This window comes from Bdellovibrio sp. HCB2-146, assembly GCF_047345725.1.
Taxonomy (GTDB): domain Bacteria; phylum Bdellovibrionota; class Bdellovibrionia; order Bdellovibrionales; family Bdellovibrionaceae; genus Bdellovibrio.
Genome location: NZ_JBLEQP010000002.1, coordinates 502,953 through 519,001 on the forward strand (window position 1 = coordinate 502,953; position 16,049 = coordinate 519,001).

20 protein-coding genes are annotated in these 16,049 nt (G+C 44.0%); 9 read left to right on the forward strand and 11 right to left on the reverse strand.

Going from position 1 to position 16,049, the window contains the following annotated elements:
- The first annotated feature begins 181 nt into the window (after positions 1-181).
- A complete protein-coding gene (locus ACLWOR_RS13350) occupies positions 182-904 on the forward strand; it encodes a hypothetical protein (protein WP_413941248.1) in 723 nt (240 codons plus the stop codon).
- Here ACLWOR_RS13350 and ACLWOR_RS13355 read toward each other — a convergent pair.
- The 4 genes from ACLWOR_RS13355 to ACLWOR_RS13370 form a co-directional block, all read right to left on the reverse strand.
- Positions 901-1,596 carry a substrate-binding periplasmic protein gene (locus tag ACLWOR_RS13355; RefSeq protein WP_413941249.1) on the reverse strand — a complete coding sequence of 232 codons (696 nt, stop codon included), beginning with the start codon at positions 1,594-1,596 and terminating at the stop codon, positions 901-903. The genes ACLWOR_RS13350 and ACLWOR_RS13355 overlap by 4 nt on opposite strands.
- A gap of 93 nt (positions 1,597-1,689) precedes the next feature.
- Entirely contained in the window at positions 1,690-2,298 is a 609-nt protein-coding gene (locus tag ACLWOR_RS13360) for a DUF4337 domain-containing protein (RefSeq protein WP_413941250.1), read from the reverse strand.
- Between the two features lie 123 nt (positions 2,299-2,421).
- Entirely contained in the window at positions 2,422-2,973 is a 552-nt protein-coding gene (locus ACLWOR_RS13365) for a dihydrofolate reductase family protein (protein ID WP_413941251.1), read from the reverse strand.
- Positions 2,973-3,707 carry an extracellular solute-binding protein gene (locus ACLWOR_RS13370; RefSeq protein ID WP_413941252.1) on the reverse strand — a complete coding sequence of 245 codons (735 nt, stop codon included), beginning with the start codon at positions 3,705-3,707 and terminating at the stop codon, positions 2,973-2,975. Before ACLWOR_RS13370 ends, ACLWOR_RS13365 begins: the two co-directional genes overlap by 1 nt.
- Before the next feature lie 157 nt (positions 3,708-3,864).
- Here ACLWOR_RS13370 and ACLWOR_RS13375 point away from each other — a divergent pair, with 157 nt between their 5' ends.
- Positions 3,865-5,133, forward strand: a complete 1,269-nt coding sequence (locus ACLWOR_RS13375; RefSeq protein WP_413941253.1) for a phosphoribosylamine--glycine ligase — start codon at positions 3,865-3,867, stop codon at positions 5,131-5,133.
- Here ACLWOR_RS13375 and ACLWOR_RS13380 read toward each other — a convergent pair.
- Complete coding sequence (locus ACLWOR_RS13380) at positions 5,130-6,569, reverse strand: YiiX/YebB-like N1pC/P60 family cysteine hydrolase (protein WP_413941254.1); 1,440 nt, start codon at positions 6,567-6,569, stop codon at positions 5,130-5,132. The two genes, ACLWOR_RS13375 and ACLWOR_RS13380, sit on opposite strands and share 4 nt — an antisense overlap.
- Before the next feature lie 124 nt (positions 6,570-6,693).
- On the opposite strand from ACLWOR_RS13380, the gene ACLWOR_RS13385 reads away from it, so the two are divergent.
- The 3 genes from ACLWOR_RS13385 (at position 6,694) to ACLWOR_RS13395 (ending at position 10,455) form a co-directional block, all read left to right on the forward strand.
- Complete coding sequence (locus ACLWOR_RS13385) at positions 6,694-8,874, forward strand: patatin-like phospholipase family protein (protein WP_413941255.1); 2,181 nt, start codon at positions 6,694-6,696, stop codon at positions 8,872-8,874.
- Between the two features lie 81 nt (positions 8,875-8,955).
- Positions 8,956-9,789: a hypothetical protein gene (locus tag ACLWOR_RS13390; protein ID WP_413941256.1), complete on the forward strand. Its 834-nt coding sequence runs from the start codon at positions 8,956-8,958 to the stop codon at positions 9,787-9,789.
- Between the two features lie 117 nt (positions 9,790-9,906).
- Positions 9,907-10,455 (forward strand): hypothetical protein, encoded by a 549-nt coding sequence (locus tag ACLWOR_RS13395; protein ID WP_413941257.1) that lies wholly within the window; start codon positions 9,907-9,909, stop codon positions 10,453-10,455.
- Positions 10,456-10,458: 3 nt separating this feature from the next.
- Here ACLWOR_RS13395 and ACLWOR_RS13400 read toward each other — a convergent pair whose 3' ends face one another.
- Entirely contained in the window at positions 10,459-10,662 is a 204-nt protein-coding gene (locus ACLWOR_RS13400) for a hypothetical protein (protein WP_413941258.1), read from the reverse strand.
- A 216-nt stretch (positions 10,663-10,878) separates the two neighbouring features.
- On the opposite strand from ACLWOR_RS13400, the gene ACLWOR_RS13405 reads away from it, so the two are divergent.
- Positions 10,879-11,307 (forward strand): VOC family protein, encoded by a 429-nt coding sequence (locus ACLWOR_RS13405; protein ID WP_413941259.1) that lies wholly within the window; start codon positions 10,879-10,881, stop codon positions 11,305-11,307.
- Here the strand turns inward: ACLWOR_RS13405 and ACLWOR_RS13410 are convergent.
- The 3 genes from ACLWOR_RS13410 to ACLWOR_RS13420 form a co-directional block, all read right to left on the reverse strand.
- Positions 11,297-12,052: a lytic transglycosylase domain-containing protein gene (locus ACLWOR_RS13410; protein WP_413941260.1), complete on the reverse strand. Its 756-nt coding sequence runs from the start codon at positions 12,050-12,052 to the stop codon at positions 11,297-11,299. The genes ACLWOR_RS13405 and ACLWOR_RS13410 overlap by 11 nt on opposite strands.
- A 197-nt stretch (positions 12,053-12,249) precedes the next feature.
- Entirely contained in the window at positions 12,250-12,555 is a 306-nt protein-coding gene (locus tag ACLWOR_RS13415; protein ID WP_413941261.1) for a hypothetical protein, read from the reverse strand.
- 106 nt (positions 12,556-12,661) lie between these two features.
- On the reverse strand, positions 12,662-12,988 hold the full coding sequence (locus tag ACLWOR_RS13420) for a hypothetical protein (protein ID WP_413941262.1): 327 nt from the start codon (positions 12,986-12,988) through the stop codon (positions 12,662-12,664).
- 92 nt (positions 12,989-13,080) lie between these two features.
- Here ACLWOR_RS13420 and ACLWOR_RS13425 point away from each other — a divergent pair, with 92 nt between their 5' ends.
- Positions 13,081-13,929: a LysR family transcriptional regulator gene (locus tag ACLWOR_RS13425; RefSeq protein ID WP_413941263.1), complete on the forward strand. Its 849-nt coding sequence runs from the start codon at positions 13,081-13,083 to the stop codon at positions 13,927-13,929.
- A 170-nt stretch (positions 13,930-14,099) separates the two neighbouring features.
- A complete protein-coding gene (locus ACLWOR_RS13430; protein WP_413941264.1) occupies positions 14,100-14,489 on the forward strand; it encodes a hypothetical protein in 390 nt (129 codons plus the stop codon).
- A 32-nt stretch (positions 14,490-14,521) separates the two neighbouring features.
- Here the strand turns inward: ACLWOR_RS13430 and ACLWOR_RS13435 are convergent, their stop codons facing one another.
- On the reverse strand, positions 14,522-14,830 hold the full coding sequence (locus ACLWOR_RS13435) for a hypothetical protein (protein WP_413941265.1): 309 nt from the start codon (positions 14,828-14,830) through the stop codon (positions 14,522-14,524).
- Between the two features lie 149 nt (positions 14,831-14,979).
- On the opposite strand from ACLWOR_RS13435, the gene tpx reads away from it, so the two are divergent.
- Positions 14,980-15,480 (forward strand): thiol peroxidase, encoded by a 501-nt coding sequence (tpx, locus tag ACLWOR_RS13440; RefSeq protein ID WP_413941266.1) that lies wholly within the window; start codon positions 14,980-14,982, stop codon positions 15,478-15,480.
- Between the two features lie 103 nt (positions 15,481-15,583).
- Here tpx and ACLWOR_RS13445 read toward each other — a convergent pair whose 3' ends face one another.
- Complete coding sequence (locus tag ACLWOR_RS13445) at positions 15,584-16,048, reverse strand: hypothetical protein (protein ID WP_413941267.1); 465 nt, start codon at positions 16,046-16,048, stop codon at positions 15,584-15,586.
- Position 16,049 lies beyond the last annotated feature (1 nt).

Consider the following 16,049-nt stretch of genomic DNA (forward strand, 5'->3'; position numbering starts at 1 on the left):
TCTCAAAAAATGATACGGAACATAGTTTCTAATCTCCAGAGAAAAAACACTCCCTCGTCCTCACCCCGTCAGGACCATGGCCCATGCGTCGTCGCTTCGTCATCATGTGCAAATAACATGTCCTCAGCAGATCCGTCAGGCATTAAAATGAGACCAAGAACATCCGCGAACGGAGTTCTCGATGCTGAAGACGATCATGTTAGGAATAGTCTTACCTTTTCTGATTTACCTGATTCCAATAGCCGGGTTTCTTTATTATTTGCACACACCCGAAGGAAGAAAAAATCCCGTCACCCATGAGCTGCTCGTCCTTTTTGACTTTCACTGCCCGGTTGATAAAACAGCTGCGAAGGAAATTGAAGGACTGCGACTTAAAAGAACGGACGCAAGTCTGGAGTACCCGCAATTTGCTCCGCAAACCAAAATCTGGAGTTTAAATCTCAATCAAACAACTGAGTTTCAACTTACGCAGTGGCTAAAAAGAAAACGCATTGCTTGTTCTAAGAGTTTTTTATATCAGCATCAGATCAAATGCGTTGAAGTCGAACTTGAAAAAATCGGTTTACCCAAAGTCCCTGCAAAAGCGGAATTGGAATTTCGGCTTAATGAAAAAGGAACGCTTCAGTATGTTGGAATATTAGTTAAAGGTCTTACGACTCTCGATGCACAAGAGATCTTTCGCGCCAGATCCGTCCATCTAGAAAAACACCTCGGTGTTGCAAATCTCACCGAACGCAAGCCGCTTCTGTACTCCCAAGAGTATCGCTTCAATGATTATTCCGTAAAACTCACGGCAGCAAAACTCGCGAAAGCAGGTCTTAGTTTTTTCGAACAACATCTCTACTTTTTTGAGGATCAAAATCTCCGACATGCAGCTTGCGTTTACCACCTTAATGAGCCTTAGCGCAATCGTCGAAAGGCTTTCTTAAGAGTTTCGATTTCTTTAAGTGGTGTTTGAATATTGCACGCTAAATAGAGATCGGAGCTTGCGACTTTGACGACCTTGACGTAGTCAAAAAGATTCGCCCCACCTTTTTCTTCAAATTCAATATAAAGAGGATCATCAATCCAGAGCTGAACTCTTTGTCCGACTAGTTTTTCCTTATTCAGCCAATTGGTAACGACAGATTCGGTTTTAAACCCCTGGCGTTTTAACTCGGCTAAGGAAGCATCACCCTCCAGACCTCCGACCACGTATTCTTTAGCTTCCTCCAAGGTTCGCACTTGCGCGGCAGGCGTGCCCTTCTTTGCAAACAAAGACCATTCAACTGTAACTAACGGACCAATCCAATAAAAACTAGGTTCGCGCTCTGGATTTCGGGCTGTTGAATAAACACAGTGGCGAGGGCCCGTTAAACTTTTATTATATGCTCGCATCCAAGGATACAGTTTGATTTCAAACTTAAATCCGGCAGCCTTCATCAATCTCCGCACTCTTTCGGTGGAGTGTCCTAAAATGCGCTTGGAACTTTCATCATAAAAACTGTATGGAGGATAATCTTCCGTCGTAATACTATAAAACGGAACTGATTGGGCCATTGCCCGCGGGATTCCCCAAAGACAAGTTAATAAAGCCAAGAGTCGGGTGAACTTCATTTCCAACCTCGCCTCTAAAGATTTTAGCCTTTCTTTTACAAAAAGGCTTGCGAAGAGACGATGGCAAAAGACACTGGACTCTTCAAAAAGATCTTATGTGATGACGTAAAGAGTCCATAGCGAAAGGCCTAAGCCCATCGTACCCAAGATACACATTCCAGAAAAAAACAGATGCTGAAGGGATTGCTTTTTCAAGATCAAACTCAGGGCACCAAGAACAAGGCACAGTTGAAAAAACAAACTGGAAAGATCAAAACGATCTCCGGCCTTGGCTAATACAGACAGATGGTTTTCAATTTCTTGTGCGCCGATAATCTTGCCCAGCTCGCCATTAAGATCTTGCACCCAGTTGTCTTTTCCGACTTGTTGCGAACCCTTTAGAATTTCATTTTTCTCTTTCTTGTAGCGAGCGCTCTTCATGCGCAAACTCACAATGTGCTCGTCAATTGCCTTTTCCGCACCCGGCTTGATAGCGCCTGCGGTTTGTAAACTCTCAAGTAAAGATCTTTCTCCATCTACGAGAGTCTCTTTGATACTTTTAGATTGATACCACATGTAAGCTGCGGCTTTATCGTTCGTGCCGATGATTTCATCATCACCGTATTTCCCTGCGACTAAATCATTCACCGCCATAATGGCAGCAAAAATTGCAATGATAACTCCACAACGTGCTTCAAAACTTGAACTCTTCTCTTCAGACATGGACATAGTTTTATAAAAAACTATTTCTCTGCTCAATATTTTATTTGCAGCGACACATTTTTGAAAGACAAAGAAATATTCTGTTACAGAAGTTCACTACAACTCACATTGAACTTCTATATTTTAGGCCTTCGGTATTTCATAGTGCAGTTCGACGAATGGAGCCGCTTTGGTAGAAACGCCTAATAGCTTCATCGGCGGGTGAATTCTCCGAGGCAACAACGGAGCACCACCCACTAAGGTTAATGGAGCTACCTGCAAAATAAGTTCATCCAACAGCCCTTGATCATAGAACTTTCCGACGAGCTCTCCGCCTCCCACAACCCAAATGTTTTTACCATTGGCCACCTTCACCATTTCATCGTGTATCGGTTTTACATCTCCTTGAACAAACTTAACATCTGCATCGGGAATATGCGGGAGCTTATGATGGGTAAAAACCCAACTTGGCTGAGCATAGGGCCAGGGCTCAAGTCGCTCTGGATTTTTAGCGATCGCATTGTCATACACCCATTGATATGTCGTAGCCCCCATGGCAATGGCGCCCACATCTTTTATAAAGGAATCAAAATCATGTGCACCTTCTCCCCCGAACTGAAATAACCAATCGAGGGAGTTATTCTCATCAGCGATAAAGCCGTTCAAACTGGTGGCGCTATAAAAGATGGTTCTCATTAAAACCAACCTTCTTTTTCAAAAAGCTTGCGGCAAGTTTTCGATTTCACAAAATTCACAAATTCAGTGGCTTGATCCTTTTGTTGAGACGACTTCGATAAAGCAGTTCCCATCGAACGATAAATAGTTAAGTTCTTTTCTGTGGCAATGATTTGTGCCGACTCAGGATTGCGTGTGCCCCAAATATTAAAGACCAACCAAGCATCGATGGAAGGATCTTCGTTCCATTTCTTTTCCGCCTCGCCGGTATTTTTCGCAGCGAATACAATATTGGCGCGAAATTTATTTAAGGCATCGGCACTCTTAAGCCCACCTACGATATCCTCCCACATTCCCACTTGCCCCGCACCGTTAACCACGATGACTTTCAAAGGTTGATTTACCAGATCTTTAATGCCTTTAATTTTTTTAGGATTTTTAGGACGAACCAAAATAGCCGATGGTCTTAGGTAATGAGTTTGAATCGTTGCCGCATCTAGATTTGGTATCTTTTCCGCAAACCCATCCATCATATTTTCAGAACCTGAGTAAAATAAATCCGCCGTAGGAGCTTGTTCACTCCATTTTTCAAAAGGGCCCGCGTTAATCTGAACTTTAACGCCTTTCTCTTTCTCGTAAGCGGCGGCACAAGCCTTCATCGCGGGAGCTGGACCACCAGGACCGAATACTTGCAAAGACACTTGAGCTTGCGCCGAAATCGAAATCGCAAAAGATAAAATAAAAACTTTCAACATACCAATCTCCCTTCATCTATTTATTAAATGCCAATTCAAAACTCTCCGCAACCTCTGGCGCATTTAAATAGAATTTCTGACGAAGCGCAAAGTTGCTATTGAACAGCTTCCTCTTCTCTTATTTCCTGATTTTGCGAAATCCGTTTAATCTTTAAAAATGAAATTTCTATTTGTGACCCGATATTCTTCTCTCCACGCCTTGGCTTCGCAAATCCAGAAAGAAGGACACGAAGTTAAATACACTGTTTTATCGCGAACAGAAAAAGAAGTCGGTGACGGCTTTGTTGAAAAAATTGATAACTGGGAAGAGTACAAGAAATGGGCCGATGCCATTATTTTTGATGACTCTGATTTTGGAGATGTCTGCGAACGCCTCCGCAAAGAAGGCCACAAAGTGGTTGGCGGAACTCGATATTCTGACAAACTTGAATTTGATCGTGAATTTGGAACAACGGAAATGAAGGCCGCCGGTCTCACCACAATTCCCTCTTGGGAATTTCAAGACTTTGACAGTGCCATTCAGTTTATCAGAGACAATCCTCAACGATGTGTTGTCAAACCAAGCGGCAAAGCCCAAAACGACAAAGTCCTTTCTTATGTCGGGCAAGAAGAAGACGGCAAAGACGTTATCACTATCCTGGAACGCTACCGCAAGGGCTGGGGAAAAAAAATCAAACGTTTCCAAATTCAAAAATTTGTTTCAGGTGTCGAAGTCGCAATTGGTGCATTTTATAATGGCAAAAAATTTATTCTTCCCGCCCTTGTGAACTTTGAACATAAGAAAATGATGAACAATGATATTGGCCCCTCGACCGGAGAAATGGGCACTTCGGGATTCTGGGCGATGGACACGCGGCTCTTTAAAGAAACTCTCGGAAAAATGGAATCTCGTATCCAAGGCTATGTGGGGTACTTCGATATCAATTGCATCGTCAATGCACGAGGTATCTATCCTTTGGAATTCACACCACGCTTTGGCTATCCTACTTTAAATTTGCAATTAGAAGGTATACTTTCAAAGTGGGGCGAATTTATGTACGCCCTCGCCGCTGGTCACGACTTCCCTCTCCGAACAAAAAGGGGTCTGCAAATCGCTGTTGTTGTCGCCGTTCCGCCTTTTCCGTTTTCGGATAATGAAACTTTTCGAAAGTTCTCGGAAGATGCGCCCGTGGTTTTTAAAAAACCTAGCACAGAAGGAGTCTATCCCTGTGAAATTAAATTGGTCGACGGCGAATGGCTGCTCACTGGAACCTCGGGATATTCAATGGTGGTAACTGGTGCTGGATCGACCATGGGTGATGCCCGCAAAGAAGCCTACTCGCGAATAAAAAACATTCAAGTACCTAACATGTTTTATCGAACAGATATCGGCGAACGTTGGAATCGCGATAGCGACCTCTTACAAACCTGGGGACTCTTAACCTAATCACAGGTCTCGTTACGATAGATCGAATGAAAAGCCGACTTATTGCCTTCTTTAAAAAGCTGACAGTCTTGTTTTCTGAATTCATCATTCCAGACCATCATATCCATAAATGAAGGCAGATAACCTTTGGCCTTATAATACTCATCTTCCTTTTTTTTAAGATGAGCTTCCAATGCGTCGGCCACAGTTTCAAATTGCAAGACTGATTTCATCGTTTTGATTGGCATATAGGTCGGAAAATCCTCTGACATAAAGCCCAAATAACGAATTCCTTTTCCCAAATAGGCCTGCGTCGTCACCCACGCCGAATCGTAAAAGACATAACCCTTCCCAATCATCCATTCATATACGCTTTGTAAAACTGAGTCCTGCATGCGAACTTGTCGCAGCAAAGGATAATATCGTCCCTCTGCCACAAAGCTAAAATGTGGTTCTACTTCCAAATCATAGGGTGCAAACAAACTGCTTCCCATAACTCCCAGAGACTTGGGATAAGCTCCGCCCTTAAATTTTGAAACATGGCTACGGTACTTGGGAAGCTTCACAGCACCCACGGTGGCCTCATCAAAAGCAAAACGCACAACCTCACTGCAAAAGACCTCAGAATAGTCATCATCGTTCATCGCAAAGTCATATCGTGCGTGCCCTTGTCCCCATGCATACAGCATTTTTGCGGCCTTCGCGGCGACCTCGGGATCATGAAAGCGATAGAGGGCGACCCTCGCGTCTTGGGCCTTACGCCATTCCTCAAGTGGAGTTATGACAACTCCATATTGAATCAAGGATTCAACCACAAAAAGTTCACCTTTTTCATTCTGCCCGACCATGGCGACATGTGAGAAATTTCCTTCCTCATCACCAATCCGTGCAATCATCGCTGATACGGTACTTTTACCGCGAATCAGAAATACATCGCCCGGGTAAATACGCAGATCCGGAAACTCGGGATTACGCATAACAAAGGGTTCAGGGCCCTCTAAGATAAGAGATTTTTTATAAGTGACGGCTTTATGATGCACCAACCATTCGAGCAGATATTCCTCTGTAAAACGCGCATATTGTAAACCCTCACGGACTTTTAGCATGCACTCATTCGAGAGATTTCCCTGCTTATCAAACTGCAAGGCCTTATCTCGCAATCGCAGCCGAATTAAAAAGATCTTTTTGATCATACTATCGCCATTTTTTTTGAACTCCGCCGTTTGATCCAGCGTCTTGGGAATAAAATAATCAGCGGGCTGCTTAAACATAAAATCGGTGACGGAATTGATATAATGAGGGCAAGTTTCTGCATTGAATATTTTTGCATTCGCTAGATCAGCATAGATCTTATCAATACCGGAATTTAACGGATCGACCTTCACGGCATCTTTTTCTGCAAAACAGGCCACAGAAAAAATCAAGACAGACAGTGCACTCCCTAAGATTTTAAGCATATTTCATCCCTCGAATTTATTGTCACAAAATACGTGGTAACTGAGAAGCTATGCGTTTTGTGTAAATCCGCAGAAATCCAAGAAACAAGCAGACGTCATAGAAAAGCAATGCTGTGCTTTGACTATGATTAAAATCGTTTTCATTTTAATCGCTCTTACTTTTGTATTCATCTTTGAAGCTTCGCATGCCGCTCCTCAACGTCCCAAGGTGGGCCTGGTACTTGGTGGAGGTGGTGCGCGAGGCTTTGCACATATCGGCGTTTTAAAAGTCCTGGAAGAAAATCGCATCCCAGTTGATTGCATCGTTGGAACTAGCATTGGCTCGCTTGTCGGAGCCAGCTATGCCGCCGGTCGCACCACAGCTGAACTGGAAGACGAAATCAACAAAGCAGACTGGAACAAAATATTTTATAGACAAGCCCCCCGCCAATCCTTTCCTTTTCGCCGAAAACAAGACGATGCTCTCTCTCTTTTAGATATTGAAGTTGGTTTGTCAGATCAGGGTAAGGTCAAACTTCCTCACTCTGCCATTAGCACACAGCAAATCGAACTATTTTTGCGTTCCCTGACCTTTGGTGGAACGGTTGCTAATTTTGATCAGCTTCCCATTCCTTATCGCGCGGTTGCCACGGATCTTGTCACCGGAGATATGGTGGTGCTTAAAGACGGAGATTTGGTGACGGCTATGAGAGCCAGCATGGCGGTCCCAGGAGTGTTCCCCGCAGTTCCAACTGGAGGCAAAGTCTTAGTCGACGGAGGATTGGTGCGCAATCTCCCAGTCGATGTGGCGCGCCAGTTGTGTGCAGACGTGGTGATTGCTGTCGACGTTGGCGCTGCCCCCATGACTCAAGAAGAAATCACCAATATTTTTTCTGTCGCCGACCAATACACGCGTTTGATGATGATTCAAAACGTAAAACCTCAGACCACGACTCTCACACCGAAAGACACTTTGATAACTCCCACCTTTAATGAATTAGGTTCGACTGATTTTGGTCGCGGCCAGGATCTTTTTTCTGTCGGCGAAAAGGCGGCAAAGGGAAAATTAACTGAGCTGCAGAGATATTCAGTAAGTCCCGCCGAATATGCTGCCTGGGTTGAAAACAGAAAAAACAAACGTCTAAAGCCTAAACCCATTACCAGGGTGACGGTCGGATCCAGTGGCTGGGTGAATCCAGAGGTTTTAAAAAAATCACTGGATGTCAAAGTTGGTGAACAGCTCCCGAGTGATGACTTCGCGAAACGTCTGACGAATCTTTATGCACGAGGAGACTTTAGTCAGCTTGACTATGAGTTGATTGACGCAAGCAACGGACAAAGTCTTTCGATTCTGCCTGTGCAAAAAAGCTGGGGACCGAATTATTTAAATTTCGGATTGAGTCTAGGAACTGATTTCGTCAACTCCTACCCATGGAATCTGACCGCCATGTATCGCCGCACTTGGATTAATGACCTCGGGGCAGAATGGAAAACAATTCTGCAAGCCGGAAGCTCATCGTTTATTTTTACCGAATTCTATCAACCTTTGCAGCTCAGTGGCGCCACGTTCGTGTCACCTTATTATTATTTTAAAAGAGACCCGCTTTCTTTGTACCAAGATGGCGACCAAGTGGCCCAATACGAGTACGCAAAAAACGCATTGGGTATTGATCTAGGATCTGGTTGGACCAAGTACGGAGAGTTACGCATTGGTCCCGCCTACCATGATTATAAAGCTCGCCGAGAAATTGGCTCTTCGATTTTGCCGAACTCTCACACTTACGATTACGGTCTTCGTATGAGTTTGTTTTACGATCAATTAAACAATTATTTTTTCCCGACGGAAGGTATGTATGCTTATGCCTATGCCTATTACTCAATCGGAGGATCAGAAGAAATCGACAACTATGGAATTTATGGACTGCTCTTTCGCAACGGGATGCGCTTAGGAACGGGCGCGTTTCAACTCACCTTACGCGGGCAAAATACGGAAGGTGATAATGAAACATTGGCAGATGTCAGTTGGCTCGGCGGTTTCTTAAATTTATCAAGTTATCGTTATCAAGAATTAATAGGCGACCAGCTCGCTTACGGCTCTTTACAATACTATCACCCCACCGGAACAATTGGCGGAACATATTGGGGACTTGCAGCTGAGTCAGGACGCGTCTTCGACCACTTTGAAAAAGATCTCGCCGATCACTGGCATTATTCAGGAACAGCTTATCTTGCCTATGATAGCTTCTTAGGACCGATGTATCTTGCGGGTGCTTACGGTGACAACTACCAACTCTCGTTTTATTTTATGCTCGGAAAGCAATTTTAATTTTACCAAAGAGTCATTCTGCAATTTTGCATGTCACTCTTTTTAAATTGATTTCGGTAAGCGTTCCGCCAAGATGGTCTCATGAAAAATAAAAGCGTCGTCAAACTTGTGCTTCTTTTTTCTTTGATTCTTTCGCCGATACTGGGCCATGCAGATCCAGAACCCGGTGAAGAAATGTTTATCTTCCATCTAGGTTACTTCTTACCTTCCTTTGATACCAAACTTCGTGTCAACAACGACGCCGGGCAAGGCGATGATGTGAACGCCGAAGATGATTTGGGACTCGACAGTCAAGAAACCATTATCCGTGGAGATGTCACATGGCGGATCTCGCCGAGAAATCGTCTGACTCTAGGATATTTCAACTTTGGAAGAACCGGTACACGCACAATCGATAAAGAAATTGAAATCGGCGATGAAATCTATCCGGTTGGAGCAACACTCGACACCGACTTCAACTTCACCGTGATTCCGATTTCGTACTATTTTTCTTTTTATAAATCGGATGAATTGGAATTTGGTGCGGGACTGGGTCTTCAGTGGTCGGTGATCACTTTAGATATCGAAGGAAGTGCTTCGGCAGGAAATCTGGATGGCAACCGAGAAGCTCGAGCCGATGCCAGCGCGCCACTGCCGTTGTTGGGTGTGGATTTAAAATACTATATTTTTCCCACTTGGAGTGTCGGTGGTAATATCGGAGCCTTCGCTTACAAAGTTGGCGCGGGCAATATGACCATGCAGGGAAATGTTTATTCAGCGGCGATCAACACCGATTACTGGTTCAGTGAATATGTTGGTGCGGGTCTGGCCATCAATGCTTTTGCAATTGATGTCGATGTCGCTGGAGCAAAATGGAATGGAAATTTTAATTACCAATATTGGGGTCCCCAGGTATTCTTGAGCGGACGTTTCTAGTTCGAATCTTTGCTGCACCGCCATCATAATCCATCACTTGAAGTATCACTTCGCCACCGCATACTTGGTACGACACTTGCTGCATCCCCTATTGCTATTCATTAACGGGGGATCAACATGAAATCAGCACTCTTACTTCTTCTCGCTATCACGTCTATCTGCGGCACAACTGCTCATGCGATGAGCAAAAGTATTGCAAAAATCCAGAATGAATTGATCAACGAATCGACAGTCGTCACAAATTTCAACCTTCGCGCGATTGATCGGTCCGTGCTGACTTTCGCTTCTTCGGAAAGCCAGACTCCCAGCGAAAAAATGAAATCCTTCACTGCAAAACTGGATAAATCTGGAAACTATATTTGGCTCAACACTCAAAGCAATAAAGCTGCTGTTTTTAAAGTCATTGGTAACTTAGAAGGCATCCAAGAAGTGCGCGATCTGCCCAAACTTGAAGTGATGGCAACACACTCAGGACAGAATATTGGGATGCGCTTTCGCCTCACGGAAATTTCACAAAAAGATCTAAATAAAAAAGGCGACAAAGAAAGCTGTCGCCTCGAAATTGAATTAGTGGATTTGCAAAATCACGTCGTAGCTAAAGGCAAAGTCACGGAAATCGCTTGGGACGCAAACAGCCGCCGCAGCGATTGCCAGTCTGCGGATTAAAGCTTAGCCAAACCGACATTTTTGCTTTGGAAGGATCATTGGTTTTTTCATCAAGCGTGCAGGAATGCACTGACCTTCCATTTGCATCGACACTTCTTCAGCGGGGCCGATGACAAAGTCTTCTTGTGATTGTTTTTGGAAAGTTCCGTGACCAATAGATCCACAGAAACCAAGACATAGTGCGAATAAAAGAGTTTTTTGAATCATTTGAATGTCCTTACCCGTTACTAACAGCTATGGAACTTATCGGCCTGAAACACCCTAGATTAAAGGCTTGTTTGAAAAAATCTTATACAAAAAAGAAGAATTTTTTCGAAGGACTGTTTCAGCCTGAGACAGCTTTCTCAGATTCAATTCTGTTAGTTTCCTTGGTGACAATCCCGAAGGCGTCTGTTTCGATAGTTAAACAGAGGAGAGTTTTGCATGGAAATCAATGAAATGCATCGCGGTCGCTTGATCGACCATATACAACTTGTCGTTCGCAATATTGAGGCGAGCAAGAAGTTTTACTTCGCTATTTTTGAATCTCTTAACATTCCAATTGGTGGACAAGCAGATGACTACTTCTGGGTTGATGAACTCTTCGTCTCGTCACAGAAAAGCCAAGCCTCTGCAGGCGAACTAACAGGACGAGTGCATCTCGCTTTTCAAGCAAAAGACCAAAAAGCCGTAGATGCATTTTACAAAGTCGCGATGGCAGCCGGCGGTAAAGACAATGGTGCTCCGGGACCACGCCCCTATCACCCAGGCTATTACGCTGCATTTGTAATTGATCCAGATGGGAATAATATTGAAGCTGTCTATCATGGACCAGCCAAGAAATCTGCCGAGTCTGTTAAGATCACTTGGTAGCTTCGGAATTGCCGCCAGCAATTTCTCGATTTTTCTTTTGCTCGTAAATATCAGCATAGATTTTCGAGTAATTGCTGGTGACACGTTGAGAATAACCGCGTTTGAGGTAGTGATTATTAATGGCTAACTTCTTACGGCGCTTTTCAATTTTGCGCACATTCCCCGTTCCCATATTGTAGGCGTTTATATAATGCCCCGAACGCCCGTCAAATTCTTCGCGCAAATGCGCAAAGTACGTAATTCCAAAGCGTACATTCGTCACAGGATCAAACAACGTCCACTTGCCCTTCCACGGCAGACCATAGATTTGTGACATCCACTCGCCGGTTCCCGGAAGAATTTGCATCAAGCCGATCTCGCCAGCAGCTCCCACAGTTTCGGGATTGAACGAACTTTCTGTTTGAATAACAGCCATGATAAAGATGGGATCGAGCTTTGCTTTTTTAGACTCAACAATCAAAACTTCGGTTAACTGCTCAGCACTGTCTTTCCATTGCCAGGGAAGCGCATCGCGGATTTTCTCGAGGATGCGATAATTTAAATCCGCATCGCCTTGCATTTTTCGCGCAAGGTTTGCGCTGAAGCGCTTGCCTAAAACTTCGCGTGCTTGCGCGAGGCTTCGGTTTTCATCGACTTTAGAAAGGGTGACGGATGAGAAGTTGTAATAGACGGCACTCGGAAAAAGAATGCCGAGTGAAAACCAGCTGTACCAGATAGCAATGCGCCTTACCAGTGGCCTTTTCATTATGAAACTTATCGGAATTTTCACTCGAAAATTGAGAGATAAGTTGGCCTGTCGATCTTTTTAACAGCGGCTTTCAAACAAATGCCAATCTGTTGAATTTTTAGTGATCTAAGAAGAGACTTGCCCGTTAAAAAGGCATAAAAAAAGCCACAGATCTTTCAACCTGTGGCTTGGCACTAACTCAAGTTAGCAAAAAACTATCTTGCGATGTATTTGCAACCGTAAGCTGTTTGAACAAAAGATTGGCTTACAGAGTTAGAGATTTTTTCGCCAGTGCGAACGCGCTCATCGATACGGTTTCTTACTGTGAACTCATGGTCACCGTGACCACCGATGCGCAAGAAAGAGAACTCAACATATTTCATGTCAAGTGTGTTGTTTGTTTTGTTAGTCAATGTGCAAGTGTACACGTGACCACGTTGAGACAATTTACCGTAATGGCTTTCCAACGCGTGTGCAGAGAATGCAGACAAAGTAACAAGTGTAGCTAGCAATGCTTTCATAGGGCCTCCTATTGGCTTATTGAAATCTCTTTGTTAAGCGGGCCAACATTCATCCACCAGGGACAAAAAGGCAAGCGACAAACAAATGTGACGCGCAGTCAAATCATTAATAGCACGTCATGTCGATGGACTCATTGTCATGATGGAAGGAAACATGCACTTCATCGACTGCTTGCGTGGAAACCTTGCTGTTACCAGCTTTCAGGACAACGAAGAAATTACCATCCACTTCGCGGACAAATACATTTATAGAACCCACAACGCCGTCAAACAGGTAAGACGCCAGGTCCGTACCTTCTTTAACGTCCACAACGAGCTTTACGATCGACTCCGTTTGTTTTCCTGCCAGGGTGTGCTTAATGGAGCATTCTTTTTGAGTGGCCCAAGCAGACGTACCTACGAACATTGACACGATAGCTAATAAATACTTCACAGTGATCCCCTTTGGTTATGATGGGGTTCTATACTCATTGCGTAAAAAAGAAAAATGGATTAATTTCATTTTAATAATAAGGAATTGTTATTATGAATGAGCCCAATCTCTATCACCTGCGCTATTTTCAAACTGCTGCCGAACTAGGTGGAATCGCAGCCGCTGCTAAAAAATTGGGCGTGAGCCAGCCCGCTATCAGTCAGGCCATCCGCAAATTAGAAGAAATTTTAGAGTGCCAGCTTCTCGTGCATACTCGCAATCGCTTTAAGCTCACCGAGGAAGGCAAACTCCTTGTTCAAAAATCCGAATCTCTGATGAAGCTGGTGACGGAACTCAAAGGAGATCTCAAGGGCCTAAAGAAAGAACCCTCCGGTTCGCTTACGATTGCAACCTCTTCCAGCGTTGCATTTTATTTCTTGCCGGCCCTGCTTAAAAATTTCACCGACTCTTTTCCGAAAATTCGCCCTTCCCTGCAACTAGGGAACGCTCAAGATATCATTCACCTCGTTAAAAGTGGCCAGTGTGAATTAGGTCTTCTTATTGATGACGGCGGATTGAGTGGACTCGAACGTAAGCTTCTACGCAAAGGCAGCTTTCGCTGTATCACAGCCGAGAATGTGCCAACTCCGCCAACTCCCCGCTTCTTGGTTACAAAAGAAAGCCCGGGGCTCTATGAGCTGACAAAAGTTTATAAAAAGCACACCGGAAAAAACGCCGAGATCGCAATGGAAGTGGAAAGCTGGGAAGTCATTGCGCGCATGGCGGAACTGAATTTGGGAGTGGCTTTCGTGCCGGACTTTATCGCTAGCAACCAAAATGGCGTGAAGGTCTTAAATACAATGACGGCATGGGCGCAAAAGATTGAGTACCGCATGTTTCTTTTGCATCAAGGAGATCATCAACTCTCTCCGAACGCCCAGCTCTTTCTAAAAGAAATTTAGGTATTGTGGAAAGCCTCGAATTTCCGTGCGAGGCCTCCCAAGTGGACCTTAATTTGCTAATAACAAATCCTGAGAAATAAGAACGCCCTAAGTTGAATATAGCGGCCCTCACCGGCTGATATATGGGCATCGTATTACAATTTACGGCAAGTAACCCGAGGAGCCTGAATATGAAATATATGATCTTAACCATGGCCACATTGTTTTCCTTAAATAGCTTTGCGGGCGTACTGAAATGTGACAGCCAAGAAGTTCATTTCCAGATCAATTCACAGGATAAAAAAATTGAAGTGAGCATCAGTGATTTGAACGGAAAAATTCACTCTCGCTTTCAAGACAGCATTCAGAATCTGGGCTTGAAATATGTGGGTGATATGGCGCAATTCTCGATTCAGTTTGGTAAAATGGGCGTACTGTCAGCGGCTCTTTTTGAAGACTACTCTGGCAACTCTTTCACTGGCGGCGCGTTTATCGAATCCAAGGGCTTTTTTGAAAACAGCGGCATTAAAATGTTTTACCCGGAAGACCCAATTGAAATGCAATGCACCTTCGTAAAATAGGCTAGAAATTTGGAACGGATCTAAGATCCGTTCTAGAAATCCTGCAAGTTTAAAATTTCTTTGCAAACCTCCATCTGGCGATCGATTTCTGCGATCGCCTTTTGCAAACGAAGCTGCTCCCTCTCGTCAACCTCTGCATCCATCGCAGCTAAAACAATCGCATGCTTTTTAAGCCACGCACCTTGGCGTGAAGCATAGTTCTCAGGAACTCCTGAACGCAAGGCTGCATGACGAGCATCGCCGTCTTTTAAGTACTCCACGATAAACTTCAACGTCTCAAGAGTGAGTACTTTTCGATGAGCCTTAAGTCGAGATGAGAAACCCACTTGTCTGATGCGCACAAAATATCCTTCATGTTAAAAGCTAGCTAAAAGCCTACGGAGATTGCATTCAGACTGCAAGATATATGACCTACGAAGTCATTATATTGCTGACTGATAGGAGTCACTGTTATGGTGATATCTCTCTATTCGCAACAAAGGAGCCAATCGTGGCAAAAATTACTCTTAAAGGAAATCCTGTTACAACATCTGGTTCTCTTCCTGAAAAAGGAACGACAGCACAAGATTTTAAATTGGTGAAAGCCGATCTTTCAGAAGCAAGCTTGCAATCTTATGCAGGCAAAAAGAAAGTTTTGAATATCTTCCCAAGCGTTGATACCGGAACTTGTGCAGCTTCTGTTCGTCGCTTCAACCAAGAAGCTGCTAAATTGGACAACACTGTTGTTTTAAATATTTCAGCTGACCTTCCATTTGCTCAAGCTCGTTTCTGCGGTGCTGAAGGCATTAAAAACTGCGAATCTCTTTCTAGCTTCAGAAGCACATTTGGCAAAGACTGGGGATTGCAAATCATAGACTCTCCTCTGGCGGGACTTCTTTCGCGCGCAGTTGTGACTCTTTCAGCTGACAACAAAGTTCTTTACGTTGAACAAGTTTCTGAAATTGTCAACGAGCCCAACTACGATGCAGCTTTGGCTTCTTTAGGTAAATAAGCTCTTGAGCTTTGCAGAAATAAAAAGGCGCTGGTCAAACCGCGCCTTTTTATTTTGTGCTTTTGATAACGCACAACTACCTTGTGGGCCTGCAAAGCGGGCCTTAAACCCGAAGCTTTACTTTTTCTAATAACGCATCTTTTGAAGCACGAAACTCATGATGGTGCTCATTTGAACTTTGAATCGTAAACCCCATGCGTTTATGAAAATTGATGGATCGCGTATTGGTGAGATGGGCACGGCTTGTCACTTCATCTACATCAAGTGTCGCAACTTGATCGCGGAACTGTCTAAGGAGATCTCTGAGCGAATCCGCTTGAAGTTTCGCCCCCATATTGAAAGAAACTAGCTGAATGCGGCGATTCTCAATAACGAACATAAAGAATCCATCAATGCGGTTTTCGGTTTTAGTAAGAACAATCTCGGCATTCGCAAAATGCTCGAGTTGCTCCCACATGTGTTTTTCCTCTAGTGGCAACCCGACACTTTTTAAGACAGGTAAGATGTTAATAATCTCAAGCTCACCTACTTGCTGATACTCTTCTGGAGTTAAGTCTTTAATCTTCATA